The 15,202-nt window shown below is 52.0% G+C and carries 15 protein-coding genes; 9 read left to right on the top strand and 6 right to left on the bottom strand.

Annotated features, from left to right (window positions below):
• Window positions 1-183: 183 nt before the first annotated feature.
• Together ABYP33_RS13345 and ABYP33_RS13340 are read left to right on the top strand one after the other, a co-directional pair.
• Window positions 184-954, top strand: a complete 771-nt coding sequence (locus tag ABYP33_RS13345; RefSeq protein ID WP_373091545.1) for an SDR family NAD(P)-dependent oxidoreductase — start codon at window positions 184-186, stop codon at window positions 952-954.
• A 16-nt stretch (window positions 955-970) separates the two neighbouring features.
• Complete coding sequence (locus ABYP33_RS13340; protein ID WP_373091543.1) at window positions 971-1,915, top strand: alpha/beta hydrolase; 945 nt, start codon at window positions 971-973, stop codon at window positions 1,913-1,915.
• A gap of 131 nt (window positions 1,916-2,046) precedes the next feature.
• On the opposite strand, the gene ABYP33_RS13335 is transcribed toward ABYP33_RS13340, so the two are convergent.
• On the bottom strand, window positions 2,047-2,724 hold the full coding sequence (locus ABYP33_RS13335) for a TetR/AcrR family transcriptional regulator (RefSeq protein WP_373091541.1): 678 nt from the start codon (window positions 2,722-2,724) through the stop codon (window positions 2,047-2,049).
• Between the two features lie 83 nt (window positions 2,725-2,807).
• Here ABYP33_RS13335 and ABYP33_RS13330 point away from each other — a divergent pair, with 83 nt between their 5' ends.
• Entirely contained in the window at window positions 2,808-4,169 is a 1,362-nt protein-coding gene (locus ABYP33_RS13330) for a cytochrome P450 (protein WP_373091539.1), read from the top strand.
• A 239-nt stretch (window positions 4,170-4,408) separates the two neighbouring features.
• Window positions 4,409-5,431, top strand: coding sequence for an LLM class F420-dependent oxidoreductase (locus ABYP33_RS13325; protein ID WP_373091537.1), 1,023 nt, complete (start codon window positions 4,409-4,411; stop codon window positions 5,429-5,431).
• Between the two features lie 232 nt (window positions 5,432-5,663).
• Here ABYP33_RS13325 and ABYP33_RS13320 read toward each other — a convergent pair whose 3' ends face one another.
• The 3 genes from ABYP33_RS13320 to ABYP33_RS13310 all read right to left on the bottom strand — a co-directional run bounded on the left by ABYP33_RS13320 (window position 5,664) and on the right by ABYP33_RS13310 (window position 8,692).
• Window positions 5,664-6,710, bottom strand: a complete 1,047-nt coding sequence (locus ABYP33_RS13320) for an esterase/lipase family protein (RefSeq protein ID WP_373091535.1) — start codon at window positions 6,708-6,710, stop codon at window positions 5,664-5,666.
• Window positions 6,711-6,844: 134 nt separating this feature from the next.
• Complete coding sequence (locus tag ABYP33_RS13315) at window positions 6,845-7,684, bottom strand: 23S rRNA (adenine(2030)-N(6))-methyltransferase RlmJ (protein ID WP_373091533.1); 840 nt, start codon at window positions 7,682-7,684, stop codon at window positions 6,845-6,847.
• Window positions 7,685-7,717: 33 nt separating this feature from the next.
• Window positions 7,718-8,692 (bottom strand): class 1 fructose-bisphosphatase, encoded by a 975-nt coding sequence (locus ABYP33_RS13310; protein ID WP_373091532.1) that lies wholly within the window; start codon window positions 8,690-8,692, stop codon window positions 7,718-7,720.
• A 149-nt stretch (window positions 8,693-8,841) separates the two neighbouring features.
• Between ABYP33_RS13310 and ABYP33_RS13305 the strand changes: the two genes are divergently transcribed.
• A complete protein-coding gene (locus tag ABYP33_RS13305) occupies window positions 8,842-9,099 on the top strand; it encodes a hypothetical protein (protein ID WP_373091530.1) in 258 nt (85 codons plus the stop codon).
• Between the two features lie 328 nt (window positions 9,100-9,427).
• Here ABYP33_RS13305 and ABYP33_RS13300 read toward each other — a convergent pair whose 3' ends face one another.
• On the bottom strand, window positions 9,428-10,306 hold the full coding sequence (locus ABYP33_RS13300) for an LLM class flavin-dependent oxidoreductase (protein ID WP_373091528.1): 879 nt from the start codon (window positions 10,304-10,306) through the stop codon (window positions 9,428-9,430).
• Window positions 10,307-10,430: 124 nt separating this feature from the next.
• Here ABYP33_RS13300 and ABYP33_RS13295 point away from each other — a divergent pair, with 124 nt between their 5' ends.
• The 3 genes from ABYP33_RS13295 to ggt all read left to right on the top strand — a co-directional run bounded on the left by ABYP33_RS13295 (window position 10,431) and on the right by ggt (window position 13,828).
• On the top strand, window positions 10,431-11,399 hold the full coding sequence (locus ABYP33_RS13295) for a zinc transporter ZntB (protein ID WP_373091526.1): 969 nt from the start codon (window positions 10,431-10,433) through the stop codon (window positions 11,397-11,399).
• Window positions 11,390-11,893, top strand: coding sequence for an MgtC/SapB family protein (locus tag ABYP33_RS13290; RefSeq protein WP_373091524.1), 504 nt, complete (start codon window positions 11,390-11,392; stop codon window positions 11,891-11,893). The genes ABYP33_RS13295 and ABYP33_RS13290 overlap by 10 nt, the downstream gene beginning before the upstream one ends.
• 144 nt (window positions 11,894-12,037) lie before the next feature.
• Complete coding sequence (gene ggt, locus ABYP33_RS13285) at window positions 12,038-13,828, top strand: gamma-glutamyltransferase (RefSeq protein ID WP_373091523.1); 1,791 nt, start codon at window positions 12,038-12,040, stop codon at window positions 13,826-13,828.
• 95 nt (window positions 13,829-13,923) lie between these two features.
• On the opposite strand, the gene mutM is transcribed toward ggt, so the two are convergent.
• Window positions 13,924-14,742, bottom strand: coding sequence for a bifunctional DNA-formamidopyrimidine glycosylase/DNA-(apurinic or apyrimidinic site) lyase (gene mutM, locus ABYP33_RS13280; RefSeq protein WP_373091521.1), 819 nt, complete (start codon window positions 14,740-14,742; stop codon window positions 13,924-13,926).
• 230 nt (window positions 14,743-14,972) lie between these two features.
• On the opposite strand from mutM, the gene ABYP33_RS13275 reads away from it, so the two are divergent.
• The coding region (locus ABYP33_RS13275; RefSeq protein ID WP_373091519.1) for a hypothetical protein at window positions 14,973-15,202 on the top strand (230 nt) is incomplete at its 3' end.

The raw sequence follows: 15,202 nt of genomic DNA, 5'->3' as shown, positions 1-15,202 counted from the left end.
GTAGCTGATATATTACCCCGCTACGTGGTGAACTTGCGCCTTACGAATTAGTAATCGCCTAGTGGTATCCGCGTGGCACAATAAGAGGCAAAATGACGTCTATTAGACAATGTTTGTAACAGTGCTGAGTATAGATTGTAGGCTCAGCTGTTGCGGTGGTGAATAAATATAATGGCTGTAGCAATGACGACTGAACAGAGAACAGAGATCGCCTTAATTACTGGTGCCTCAGCAGGTATTGGCAAGGCCTATGCCGAGCACTTGGCGCCGCGTTGTAAGGCAATGGTGCTGGTAGGGCGCGATGAGACCAAATTGGCTGCGCTGACTGAGGGGCTTAAACAAAATGGTTTAACGCTTTATAGCCTTGCCCTAGATTTAAGCAGCGGTATTGGTGTGGCGAGGGTGATGGAAGCAATTCGTCAGAAAGGCCCCGTCAGCTTGCTGATTAATAATGCGGGCTTTGGCGCTCTTGGTCGTTTTGCCGAAGCTGACCTCGACGAGCAGCAGGCTATGGTGAATTTGCACTGCAATGCGACCTTGGCATTGTGCCGTGCAGCCTTGCCCTATATGAAGGAAAACGGCGGCGGTCGAATTATTAATGTGTCATCACTGGGTAGTTTTTTCCCATTAAAAAATATGGCGGTATACGGCGCTAGCAAGGCATTTCTCAATGCTTACTCAGAGGCATTGCAATTAGAAGTGCGTCGCGATGGAGTAAAAGTGCAGTGCTTATGCCCAAGTTATACACGTAGTGAATTTCATCTGCGAAAGTCGCTGGCCGGTGCAGATAATAGCGCTGTGCCCGAGGATATGTGGTGGACTGCAGAGGCGCTTGTGGCGTTCAGTTTGGGCGAACTCTATAGCGATAATGACGCCGTTATCTGTGTTCCTGGTGATGATGGTCGTCAATTGGCTCATCAGGCGCTATGCGCTTCTGCCGAAAAATTTAAATAAGAAAGGTGTTGTCATAATGCTGTGGTCGCCCAAGCTAGCACGCCAAGCCATTCCTGTGTTGCCTGATATAAGGATTGACGCGGACATTGCTAAACTGTCTTGGGCGGAGGATTACTGTGCCTATTACGGCATTGATTTTCGGCGAGAATATAATGGCCTACGGCATTTGATCGGTGGCTTTGACAGTGCCGGTGAACGCATTGCTATGCAGGTTTTTTTGCTACCCAACGCCCACAGCACGGCTTTTGTCTACCATGGTTACTACGATCATGTTGGTTTATTCGACAACGTAATTAATTATTTTTTAAAGCATGGTTACTCGGTGGTGGCCTACGATATGCCGGGCCATGGTTTGTCTAGTGGGGAACCTGCGGCGATTGATGACTTTATGCGTTACCGCCAAGTGTTGAACGATGCTTTTACCGTGGTCGCCAAGTTTGGCCTGCCAGCGCGACGTGTCGGTCTTGCGCAGAGTACCGGCTGCGCCGTGCTGATGTCGCATTTGCTCAGTGGTGGTGAAGGTGATTTTGAACGAGTGGTATTAATGGCGCCGTTGTTAAAGCCCTGTGATTGGTGGTGGGGCAAACCCGCTCACGCCGTATTGAAGTATTTTATTCACAGCTTGCCCCGTAAATTTGCCGATAACTCTGATGATCAGGCATTTTTAGAGTTTCTGCGGGAGCGCGATCCACTGCAGGCCAGAACCCTGCCGGTAAGTTGGGTGGGGGCGCTGAAAAAATGGCAGCCGTGGTTTCTCAAGCAGAGGCCAGTGAAGAGTTCTATTTTAATACTGCAGGGTGATGCCGATGAAACGGTAGAGTGGCGCTATAACCTGCCGAGGATTAAACAAAAGTTTCCAAGTGCAAAAATCGTTTTCGTAGCGGGTGCACGCCATCATTTGGCGAAAGAAAGTGAAGCGTATCGGGAGCAGCTGTGGCAGGCCTGTGATGATTACTTGTAGGCGCTGAATACTTGACGGGAGACGGTAAACGCAAAAAATAGCGACGTGTCACGAAAATTCGGAGTCATCCCTGCGCAGGCCGGTATCCATGTGAGCGTTAGCGAATGCTCCTTGAAATCATCTTCAAGTCCCTACGCCGCTGGGCCTTTTAATACGGCAATAAGTCTAAACAAATATTCTGCTTTGGCTTCGCGTTCTTCAAAGGGGCACATTAATAGATTTTTGGCCATGCCATTAACGAGGTCAAAGGCGATGCTGGTGATGTCGCTAGCGCTGATGTCGTTGCGCACGTGGCCGCTGGTCTGCATATTGGCGATCATTACCGCCATCATCTCCCGAAATTGATTATTTTTGTCGCGTTCGGCTTCAAGGCTGTCTTTGTGGGTGAGGGCGAAGGTGTGCAAGTTTAGGCGCACCCGCCATTCCAAGTCAGATTCTTCGTCTAGCGGCAGACCAGCTTTAATAACGGGCACAAATGAGTCGATATTGGGGCTTTCGTAGGCGATGGCTTCTTGCATTCGATGGTCGATGCGTTGGTCTGCCCAGCGGAAGGCGGCGATGACAATCTCCTCTTTGCTGCTGAAATAATGGGACAGCACACCAATGGAACAGCTTAGCTCTTTGGCTAAGGCCCTTGTAGTAAGCGCTTCTAAGCCCTTGTTAGCAATGAGTTTTGCAGCGGCGCCAGCGACTTCTGCGCGGCGGGTATCGTGGTCTACTTTCCTCAATTTGTAACCCTTGTTATCTGGCGTTAGCCGATGGTGATGAATATGACAGAGATAATATACCGAATATGACGAATATTTCATATCGGACGCTTGATATGTATTTGGGTCGAGCCTATGATTGATCGCAAATAACATCACGATAATCCCCCTTCGGAGGGCTGAATATGACTGCAGCAGTAAACCCAAGCTATAAAGAATGCAAAAATAACGAGAAACTGGACCATATTCCAGGTTCTTTCGGTTTACCCATTATTGGCCAGACATTTCAGTTGGTGAAGGACTTGTACGGCACCATCGACAACCAGTATAAGCAGTTTGGTAATGTGAGCCGCTTTGGCTTGGCGGGTTTCCGCGGGGCGCTGTTGATTGGCCCCGATCTTTATAAGGAGGTAATGCTCGACAGAGATAAAAATTTCTCAGCAGAAATGGGCTATATGGGCTCGCTGGGTCGTTTTTACAAAGGCGCACTGTTGCTGCGTGATCACGAAGACCATCGCTTTCAGCGCCGCATGATGCAGTCGGCGTTTAAAAATGACGCAATGAAAGCTTATATCGGCACCATGGGGCCGATGATCGCTGACGGTATTGGTGACTGGGGTGAAAAGGGTGAGTTGCTATTTTTCCCGGCCATTAAGAAAATTTTGCTCGATGTGGCAGCGCAAATTTTTGTTGGTTTACACGAAAATGACGAGCGTGCCGAGAAACTGAATAAAGCGTTTTTGGATATCACTGACGGCTTGATGGGTATCGTTACTAAGGATTGGCCCGGCACTAAGTTTCGTAAAGGTAAAATCGGCGAGCGCCATCTCATCGAATTCTTCGGCACCTTAATTGAAGAGCGTCGCAACGGTGACGGCACGGATACATTTAGTTATTTTTGCCGCGAGAAAACCGAAGATGGCGAGTACTTCTCTAATGAAGATATTGTAGCGCATATGAGCTTCTTGCTGTTCGCGGCCCACGACACCACAACCAGCGCTCTGAGTCATATGCTGTTCTACCTGGGCCAAAACCCCGAACTACAGCAGCGCTTACGTGACGAGGCGATGTTGATAGATAAGCCTTACCTTGATTACGAAGACCTAGAAAATATGCCGCTGATGGAGGTGGCGGTTAAAGAAGCGCTGCGACTTAATCCATCCGTTATGATGATGCAGCGTCGCACTATTAACGACTGCGAACTGGGTGGCTATAAAATTCCGGCTAACACAATTCTTTTCCTTGCTCCCCAGCACACCCATCGGATGGCCGAGTACTGGGATGAGCCACTTAAGTTTGATATCGACCGTTGGTTGGCGCCACGTAACGAGCACAAACGTCACTCATTTAGCTGGGTTGGCTTTGGCGGCGGTGCCCATAAATGTATCGGAATGCACTTTGCACTGATGCAAGTGAAAAACTTTATGCACCAATTCCTGCGCCAGTATGAATTCCATCTAGCAGATGGCTTTAGCGATAAAATGCAAACCGTGCCACTGCCAAAGCCGGTTGATGATTTGCCATTGGTATTGAAGCGAATAGGCTAAGTTTCTGACGTTAGACGTTAGATGCACAGCAAAGCTGTTGTCATACCTGTGGGTCACCGTTGCGCAGGCAGGTATCTAGGAGAGCGATACGATATGGTTCAGTGTAGCGTCATACCTGCGCAGGCAGGTATCCATGTGAGCGCAGCGAATGCATTGCGTCTTACGCCAGGCGTTTGTCGTCTGCGTATTGGTCGTTTCTTAATTAAACTGTAGTTATCAATGAATAAAAGAGGGCGTATATGAAACTCGGATTACATCTTGGCTACTGGCAAAAAAATCCAACCGATCGTTTTATTGAACTAGCCCAAAAAGCGGAAGCGTTTGGTTTTGATTCGGTGTTTACCGCCGAAGCCTATGGCTCAGATTGTTTTACGCCGCTGTCGGCAATCGCGGTATCCACCAGTAAAATTCGCTTGTGTACTGGGGTCATGCAAATTTCGGCAAGAGCACCCGTGTGCGCGGCAATGTCGGCGCTAACCTTGGATCATATCTCCAATGGTCGCCTTTGTTTGGGCGTTGGCGTTTCTGGTCCGCAGGTTGTTGAGGGTTGGTATGGTCAGCCCTTTAAGCGTCCACTTGAGCGTACTCGCGAGTGGCTGGATATTTTTCAGCAAGTCATTGCGCGCGAGGCGCCGGTTGTGCTAAATGGCGAGCAATACAAGTTGCCTTATGATGGCCCCAATAATCTTAATTTAGGTAAGCCGTTAAAGAGCATCACTCATCCACTGCGTAAAAAGATTCCGGTATTTTTGGGCGCCGAAGGCCCGAAAAATATCGCCTTGGCGGCAGAGCGATTTGACGGTTGGATGCCAATTTTTGTCTCGCCTTATCGCATGAATATTTTTGACGATAGCTTGGCGAGTAAGCCTGAAGACTTCGAGATTAATGCGATGGTGAACTGCATAGTGAACGGCAATCTTGAAGAGGCCATGTATCCCGGAAAAATGACCATGGCCTTGTATTTAGGCGGTATGGGAGCTAAGAAAGACAATTTTCATAAAAACCTGATGGGTCGCATGGGCTTTGGTGACGAAGCGCAAAAAGTGCAAGACCTTTGGTATGCTGGTAAGCATGACGAAGCCATCAAGGCCGTGCCGGATGCCTTGGTTGATGAGATTTCATTGCTAGGTCCTAAAGAGCGAATTCGCGAACGCCTGCAAGATTGGAAAAAGGCTGAGGTAACAACACTGATGATTGGCCATGCCGACAATTTTGATGTCTCTGTAAAGACGATGGAGTTTATTGCTGGGGAGGTCGTTTAGGTTTTAGGCTGCTTAATACTTGGTGGGCGACGGAAGATGCAAAAGCTCGGCAACGCGCAGTGCTATGCAAAACCACCGAGCAATATTTACTTCGTCGATAACTAGACTCCTGCCTTTGCCGGAGTGACGAATAAATTAAACTTACAATATTTGTTGTCATACCTGCGTAGGCAGGTATCCATATGAGCGCAGCGAATCTCCTTTTGTCCGTTCGCTGCCCAGTTCTATATGGCTATCGCGGCATGGGCTTTGTTGCATAGCTCCGCAGTGGTGGTTCTTCGGTTACGAGTTGAGCATCGGGGGCGTCCTGCGCCAATTCGCCGCCAAAGACGCTGGCAAAATCTTCTAATAATGTTGCCGAGATTGCTTGATCTGGCAGTGGCAGGAGCCCGCATAGCTCGGCACCGCCGGCGCGTTCAACATTGGCCGGGCCAGTATTGCTCAGGGCATCCAAGGTTAATTCAAAAGTAAAACGGTCGCTGAGGCCAATGGTTATGTGGTCGACGATTCGCCCCGTACACACATCTTGAATCAGGGTGTTGCTGACCTTGGGGTTGCTCATGCCAAAGTCAAGAGCGGCAGTTGGCTCCGGTTCATAGGGCTGTACTAGTTCATCCATCATTGTATAAATATTGCTGTAATCTATATTTCCCGGTGTTTCGTCGCCGCTATTTAAGGCGGTGATAAATGCCGAGTCCTGGGCCATTTGGACGACCGCTGCTGGCAGGGGTAGGGGCAGGGTGCCAGTCAGGACTGAGGGCGACATTTGGGTGCCGTGATGGGGCGCCGCCAAGCTGACAATGTCATCTACCATGGGGCGTAAACTAGGCCACCAGGTCACCGCCCAGCGTGGATGTAAGCCACCCTGGCTGTGGCCGATCACGTCAATTTTACGACCGGTATCGGCGTGCATCTGCCGCACAGCGTTCACAATATATTCAACGGAGGTTTGTAAATCGTTAAGGCCGCGATCCGGGTAGGTGACGAGACAAACGTCGTAACCGCGTTCTTCCAATAATGGCTTGTAGCTCCAGTTGTATTGTTCTTCGCCGTGGGTGAAGGTACCGTGCACTAGCAATACCACCTCGGTGGCCGGGTGAGTCAGTTCGCCGCAAACAAGGCCCGCGTTCAAGGTGGCGATGTCTGTAGTTAACGCCGGGTCGTTATTACTCGCGCGATTTGCTGGCGGGCTGCTACTTGTGCTGCTGCCGCCACATGCGGCGAGTACGGCGCAACTAAGTACCGCTGCCGTCGCCTGCAGAAAGCTCGTTTTAGTCATAGGGCATAACCTTGTTTCATTTTTATAAGTTATAGAGCGTGGCGCAGTTGCGGTCAAAAGTTATAGAGCAATAACTTTCGGCCTGTTTCGGCGGGCATGGTCGCAACAATTAGCTGGGGCTTTCAGGCGAGTAATTAGGGGGTCGCTGAATTTAATTCAAATTGACTGTGTTCACCGTCGCCAAGTAGCTGTTCGAGAATCGGCATCACTTCTGCGAGTTGGGTGGCCAGTTGCCACGGTGGGTTAATGACAAACATTGCGCTGCCAAACATGCCGTGCTCGCCTGCTGGCGCTTGTACTGTCAGTTTTACGTGGAGGTAATTCTTAGGTGATAGTGCCTTTAAACGCCGGCCTAAATCCGTGGATTCATCGCGCGGTATCAGTGGGTACCACAGCGCGTACACCCCATTGGGGAAGCGGCGCTGGCTGTCTTTAAGCGCAGTAATGACATTGCGATAATCGTGTTTGTCTTCATACGGCGGGTCAATTAAGACCAGTGCACGCTTGCTGGGTGGCGGTAGCAGGGCTTTTAGACCGGCAAAGCCATCGGAGTCGTTGATGCGGGCGCCGTGGTGAAAGCGCTTACGCAGCTTTTCGTGGTCGTTGGGGTGAAGCTCAAATAGATGGGCTTTGTCTTGCTCGCGCAATAAGTGCAGGGCGATAGCGGGAGAGCCGGGGTAGCCTTCGGCCTCGCCTTTACCGCAGGCGTCGATGACCTCGAGATAGCGCTGCAGTGGCACGGGAAAATCTTGGCCACTGGTGGCGCTGCGGAGCTTGGCGATGCCGCTGTCGAACTCGCGATTTTGCGCGCTAAATGCGCTGGCAAAATAGTAGAAACCCGCACCCGCATGGGTGTCGATATAAGACACCGCGGTGGGCTTTTGCTGTAAATAGTCTAAGCACAATACCTGCACTAGGTGTTTCAACACGTCGGCATGGTTGCCAGCGTGAAAGCCGTGACGGTAACTGAGCATGGTGGTAAATCTCGTTAGATGCGCTGAAAAAACTCAGCGCTGGTGGTAGTCAACGCAAATTTTAACTTCACTTGCCGCGCCGAGAATAACCGGAACCCGCTGGTGAATGTGCTCGGGTTGAATGTCGAGAATTTTGCCTTCAGGTGTCCACACTTCACCGCCGGCCTGTTCAACCAAAAAGCCCATGGGGTTGGCTTCGTACATTAACCGTAATTTACCGGCCTGCTCCGGTTTGCGTCTGTCCCAAGGGTAGGTGAATAAGCCGCCCCGACACAGAATGCGGTGAACATCTGCGACCATCGCTGCCACCCAGCGCATATTAAAGTCTTTGCCCCGTGGGCCTTCTTTGCCGAGAAGCAGGTCGCTAATGTAGTGCTGCATGCCAGTAACCCAGTGGCGCTGGTTAGACATATTGATAGAGAATTCTTTGGCCTCGACCGGAATGCTGATGTCAGCTTCGGTGAGCAGATAGCGGTTTTGATCTTGGTCTAGGGTAAACATGGCCACGCCATTGCCCGTACTCAATACCAGCATGACTGAGGGCCCGTACAAGACATAACCTGCGGCGGCTTGTTGGCGGCCCGGCTGTAAAAAGTCTTGCTCGGTGACCGCAGCGTTTCCAGTGTGGGGCAGCACCGAGAATATGGTGCCGACCATGCTGTTAATGTCGATATTCGATGAGCCATCTAAGGGGTCAAAGGTGACCAGGTACTGGCCATCGGTGTGGCAGGCAAGCACATCGGGCTCTTCTTCAGAGGCTAGACCGCGAACCGCCGGTAAGGCGGCTAGGGCATCTTTAATCAAATCATTGGCGATAACGTCGAGCTTCTTTTGGTCTTCGCCCTGTACGTTTTCTGCACCGGCAGCGCCGAGCACACCGGCCAATGCGCCTTTGGCTAAAGCTTGGCTAATGGTGACGCTGACTTCGGCAAGGCCAAGAATGACTGATTGAAGTTCATTGGGTACAGCGGCGTTGGAAAGAAATTCGGGGAGGGCTGTTCTGCTCATGCAAGAAATTCCGGTAGCGGGCATCAGCGGTCTATTATGCCATTGGCGCACTCGTTAAGACAGTTAAGCCGTGTTTGCATGACCTGCAGCAGTGTTTTAACGTATAGGCTCTGGTTTTGAAACTGTTCAAGGTCGACAAGGAGGTCACCATGAAATGCCCCATTGTGCTGTTGAGCGCGGTGTTAACTATTGCTGCGCCAGCTCAGGCCGCCGATTGGCGAGCATGCCGTGCCAAGAAAGTTGAGGTTGTTCGTTTAGAGCAGGCCCTGGGTGCGGGAAAAAAGCTTAAAGGCTACGCCAGTGGCGCGGCAATGAAAAAGGCGCGTCGAGCAAAGGAAGATTGGCTGTGGAAACACTGCCGCAGCTACTCGCGGCGGTTGCGGGATGTTGAGCGAGATATGATGTGAGTTGCTTAAGGCTTGGCGGGAGACACGCAAGAGCGCCATTGGTCTATTAGCGTGTCTTAAGCGCAGAGCAATACCGACTTCGTTGCTGGGCTGGGCCCCTGCCTTCGCAGGGGCGACGCTTGGGTCTTTGTGGGAGGGTGATCGGCACTGCAAAGTGATTTGTTTGGGTCACACCTGAGCAGAAAGCTATCCGTTTAAACGCGGCAGAGTATTAATTTTGTCACTCCTGCGAAGGCAGGAGTCTATCTCAGCAACGAAGCGGCTATTTCCAGCCGCTTAATGCGAAGTAACGCGCCGGAGTGGAGGCGTGCGCCTTCCGTCCAGCCATTTATCGCCCGGCCAGCATATTCGCCAAGCGATCTACCTCAGCAACATCGGCTGTTGCTGGCACGAGCTGAATTTCATCGCAGCCAAGGGCCTCAATGGCCGCAATACCATCTTTAATGGCCATAGGGTCATGCATGGTCATGGTATTGGCGGCCTTGCGGGCCTCCGCTTCGCCAAAGGTTTTTAAATAATCGAAAACGTATTGCTCAAGATTTCCTTGGGCGCCGTCGGCGAGGGAGTACCAAAAGCCGCCAAGCCGATAAGGCTTTTGTTCGCGCTCAGCGCTTGCCCAAGCCGTATCGGCAGAGGTGAAAAAGTGGTTGATGAGATCCGCATTGCCATCCATTGCAAAGCCGTAGAGACCGTCTGCCCACTTCGATACCCGCTGAATACTTTTGGGGCCCATGGCGCCAACTAATATTGGTGGGCCACCGGCCTGAATAGGGGTGGGGCCGATTTCTTCAAAACCGTCTAATAACTCACCGCGCCAGGCTTTCTTCATGATGGCGATTTGATCGTCCATGCGTTGGAAGCGATTTGCCATACTCGCGCCAAGGGCTTCGTAGTCTTTCTCGCGGCCACCAACGCCCACGGTGAGGGTGACTCGGCCTTCCGAGAGAATGTCGAGGGTGGCGATTTCTTTGGCGGCTTGCACGGCGCTGTGCATCGGCAGTACGTAAAGCGCTGGAATAATTCTAACGCGCTCGGTAGATGCCGCGGCAAAGGCAAGGATATTGCGGATCTCATAGCTGTGGCCGGTAATGCGTTCGCCGCAAGACAGGCTGTGGAATGGGCCTTGGTCAATGATGCGACACCAATCTTTAAAATCTTGGCGATGAATTCCGCGCTGCATATAGGGAAGGCAAACACCAATTTTCATGAGCTATCCTTGTAGTGTTATTTTTATTGCACTATTGCTGTGCAACATTTCTGACAGCCGCATTGTTAGCCGGTGACCTGTTGTGCGATTATCGATGACAATAGCGAATAATGAGATACCCAGTATGGATGACTTTTTAGTTTACGGGATGTTACTGGACGGCAAAGGTGGCGCTAGGCCGATGAGCCATGCCGAAATTGACGCATGGCAGCCGGGCCAAGGCTTGCTGTGGCTGCATTTTGATTACAGTAAGCCCGATACGCTGAAGTGGCTAGAAGAACACAGCGGCTTAGATGACATCGCGATCGCCGCACTGGTCGCTGAAGACACCCGGCCACGGGCGACCTCCCACAATGGCGGCTTGCTCATGGCGCTGCGCGGCGTGAATTTAAACCCAGAAGCCGACCCCGAAGACATGGTGTCGGTTCGCCTGTGTGTTGACGAACACCGTATTATTAGCTCGCGCAAGCGCCGCCTGTTGTCGATGGACGATATTGTGCGCAGTTTTAAAGAGGGCGAAGGGCCTGAAACCAGCGCCGAGTTCGTTGCGGTATTGTGTGATCGTTTGGTTAGGAGAATGGCTGGACCAATTGACAATGCAGAGGACAAGGTCGATGAATTAGAGGAGTCACTGTTGAGCAGTGGTAGGGCAAAACTGCGCAGTGAGCTAGGGCAGGTGCGCAGGCAATCTATTGCTTTGCGCCGCTATCTAGCACCCCAGCGCGAGGCTTTGAATTGGGTGCAGACCGAGCGCCTGCCCTGGTTTGGCGACGCTCAGCGTCTGCGAGTAAGAGAAGTGGGCGACCGCCTAGCGCAATATATTGAAACCCTAGACAGCATTCGCGAGCGCGCTGCTGTCAGCCAAGAAGAGTTGGTCAATCAGATTTCGGAAGAGTCCAACAGCCGCATGTATGTGTTGTCGATTGTGTCGGCAATATTTTTGCCGCTGGGCTTTGCCACAGGCTTGCTCGGTATCAATGTAGGTGGAATTCCGGGTGCCGAGAATCATTATGCCTTTGCTATTTTTATCGGCATCTTAGTGGCCTTGGCTGGCGGCTTGCTGGTCTTCTTTAGGTATAAAAAATGGCTTTAGAGTTTGCGAATTTAAGTTTGCTCTCTATTGCGCCGTTAAAATGGCCTGGCGTACTTACTACCATTGTCGCCGGGGCGATTATTGGTTTAGAAAGACAGATCCGTGGTAAACCAATTGGTATTCGCACGGCGGCCTTAATCTGCTTAGGTACCTATGTTTTTATTGCCATGTCGGTATCGGTTGGTAATGGGGTTACCGATCCGTCGCGGGTTATTGGCCAGGTCATTACGGGTATTGGCTTTCTCGGCGCGGGCGTGATTTTGTCCCGCGACGGTATGGTTTTGGGAGTAACGTCGGCAGCCGCTATTTGGGTGTTGGCAGCCATCGGCGTGATGATCGGCCTGGATAAATACGGTCCCGCCCTGCTAATAGCGTTCGTGGTGGTGGGGCTCTTAGTTGGCGTGGACGTACTGGAAAACAGTTTTCACTCATTGCGTAAGGGGGTGCATCGGCGCTTGAGTGACCGGCGGTATCAGAAAAAGAGAGATGATTAGGGGCGGGAGATGAGAAATCCGTTACCCACTCCGTTGCGGTGAGGGACTCCTGCCTTTGCAAGAGTGCCGAAATCAACAGCGTCATACCTGCGTAGGCAGGTATCCATATGGCGTCGCGAATACTTTAGGGAGGCTTTGCGATTCATGGCGCCACGTGGCAAGCTAATTTACCACCTCTACTACGTGATTACGTTTATGTTGACTATTCAGCAATGGCTTCGTTTTTCATTTTTGCTTTTGATCAGTCATGCGAGCTACGCAAGTGACCCAACAATTGTGCCTGAGGCGGCCAGTGGGTTTAATAAGCGCTCTGCTGTTACGGCCAAATCGGCAATGGCGGTCACAGCAAATCCTTACGCCACTAAGGCAGCGCAAAAGATACTTGCCCAAGGCGGCTCAGCTGTAGATGCGGGAATTGCCGCGCAGCTGGTATTGGGCTTGGTAGAGCCGCAATCGTCGGGCATTGGCGGTGGTGCGTTTATGCTGTTTTGGGATGCGCAACGCAAACAGCTCAGTAGTTGGGATGGCAGGGAAACCGCCCCCCAGGCAGTAAACGAACGCCATTTTCTGCACGCTGACGGCAGTGCGATGGGTTTCTTTGAGGCGGTTATCGGTGGCCATTCGGTTGGCGTTCCGGGCGTCGTGGCGATGTTAGATGCCGCACACCGCCAATTTGGTAAGCTGCCGTGGTCAACGCTATTTGCACCTGCTATTGCCTTGGCCGATACTGGCTTTGTTATTTCCCCCCGCCTTCACACCTTATTAAAAAAGATGCCTAAGGTCGCGGTGAATCCAGCAATCAGCCGTTACTTTTTTAATGCCGATGGAAAGCCAAAGGCCGTTGGCGACCTTTTACAAAACCCGGCTTACGCGGCGACGCTAAGAAAGCTCGCGCAGGATGGCGGCAAGGCTTTTTACCACGGTGATATTGCTAAGGAGATGGTCGCCGCAGTCGCTAATGATCCCAATCGCGCAGGTAGCCTCAGCCTCAGCGATTTAGCTAATTACCATGCTATTCAACGACCCGCAGTGTGCGCGCCTTATCGAGTATACCACGTTTGCGGTGCGCCCCCGCCGTCATCGGGAGGAACGACGGTGCTGGCCATTTTGGGCGTGATCGAAGCCATTGAACAGCAACACGGCGCCTTGAGTGGAGTGGATTTTATCCACACCTTTATTGAAGCGTCCCGGCTCGCGTTTGCCGATCGCAATCGCTATATTGCCGATCCCGATTTTGTGACGGTGCCAACCGCCGGGTTGGTCGAGCGCCACTATTTAAAATCCCGTGCGGCTCAGATTAAAGCAAATCACCGCTTGGCTAACGTCGTAGCCGGTAAACCTGTCGGTGCCCCAGCGGTTGTTGCCAGTTCGTCGCCAGAGCTACCCTCGACCAGCCATTTCAGTATTGTCGACGCCGACGGCAATGTTTTAAGCATGACCACGAGCATAGAAACCGCCTTTGGTTCGCGGGTGTTTGTGGGTGGTTTTTTGCTGAATAACCAACTTAGTGACTTCTCTTTTAGCCCGGCTGAAAAAGATGGCAGCAAAATTGCGAATCGTATTCAGGCCGGAAAGCGGCCGCGTTCGTCAATGTCACCCATTATTGTGTTTAGAGATGGCAGCCCGGTTCTGGCCATAGGCTCGCCAGGTGGCGCGCGCATTATTGACTATGTTGCGGGCAGCCTTTACCGCGTGCTTGGCCAAGGCGAGGCCATAGATTCCGCTATTGCCAACGGGCATATCATTGCGATGGGAGACCTTGTGGAACTGGAGACTGGCCGGTTTGATCGTGATGTTATTAAACAATTACAAAAGCGCGGGCATCCGGTGAAAGAGAGCGATCAAACCAGTGGGCTGCACGGTATTCTGATTAAAAAATCAGGGCTGGAAGGCGCGGCGGACCCTCGCCGTGAGGGGCAGGCGCTGGGGTATTAGTATTCCCAGCTAATATAGTATCGACTCCGTTGCTGGGATGGACCCCCTGCTTTCGCAGGGGCAGAGTCCGGCTTCGCAGGAGTGACGGTTGATGCTTACTTCTGGCAGCGTCGACAGAACACGGTTGTGCGTTGGGCTATGCGGATCTCGCTCAATTCCTTCATGCAGCCCCAGCAGGGTTGGCCGCCGCGACCATAGACTTGCAGCTCCTGCTTGAAGTAGCCAGGTTTACCATCTCCGCCAACAAAGTCTTTAAGCGTTGTGCCGCCCTGGGTTATGGCTTTGTCGAGCACGCTTTTAATCTCGTCTACCAGGCGAGTATAGCGGGCTAGGCTGATACTACCGGCCTCACGTGTGGGACTAATGCCAGCCATGTAGAGCGCTTCATTTGCATAGATATTGCCAACCCCCACAACAACATGGGCATCCATCAGAAAGGTTTTTATCGGCACCACACGTTTGCGGGAGCGCTTAAATACATAGGCCGGATTAAAACCGTCGCTCAGAGGTTCGGGACCAAGTTTGGCCAATAATTTGTGACCCGCGACATTGTCGCCCTCAACCCAAACAACGGCGCCAAATCGGCGGGGGTCGGTATAACGCAGAATTTTGCCGTCGTCCAAACGCCAATCGAGGTGATCGTGTTTGGCCACAGGGGTATTAGCATCGACAAAATACAAGCGGCCTGACATGCCGAGGTGAATAACGAGGTAACCAGTGGCTAGGCGGATTAATAGATATTTAGCTCGACGCCCAACAGATAGAACCTCCTCACCGCACAAGTGGTTGGCAAGTTCGAGGTCGACCGGCCAGCGTAAACGATGGTCGCGAATTATAACGTCACTGAACACGCGGCCAATCAAATGCGGGGCTATGCCGCGCTTAACGGTTTCGACTTCGGGGAGTTCGGGCACGGGGGCTTGGAACCTCAATGTGAGTTGTAAAGCGTAAGTTGAATTGTAACTTACGCAACGTAGTAGGCACCACGACTGCGGCCGTTGGCGTGGCGAGTGAATTAGCTTGGCATATTTGCAGCCATCTTTGCGAGGGCAGTGAATGCCTTGTTGCGCTAGTATCTGAGCTCGGACTCCGTTACAGAGATGGACCCCCTGCCTTCGCAGGGGCAGAGTCCGGCTTCGCAGGAGTGACGATTGGATTAGCGTGGCGCATTTCCCCCCATCCCGGCACAGGAGTGACGATTGAAATAGCTTGGCGTATTTGCCGTCATCCCTGCGAAGGCACTGACCGCAGTCTAACCGACTGCGCCAGATTGCTGGCCTCAGCGGCCTTCCAGCGGCCACGAAGTGAATACAGCATATGGAAACGGCGACGACAGCAGCGAGAGGAGCTCCTAGCACTGCAGGGAATCTTGAT

The sequence above is a fragment of the Zhongshania sp. genome, assembly GCF_041584495.1.
In the GTDB taxonomy this organism is placed as follows: Bacteria; Pseudomonadota; Gammaproteobacteria; order Pseudomonadales; family Spongiibacteraceae; genus Spongiibacter.
Note: the sequence above shows the minus strand (reverse complement) of the source record. Positions and strands in the feature narration are given on the sequence as shown.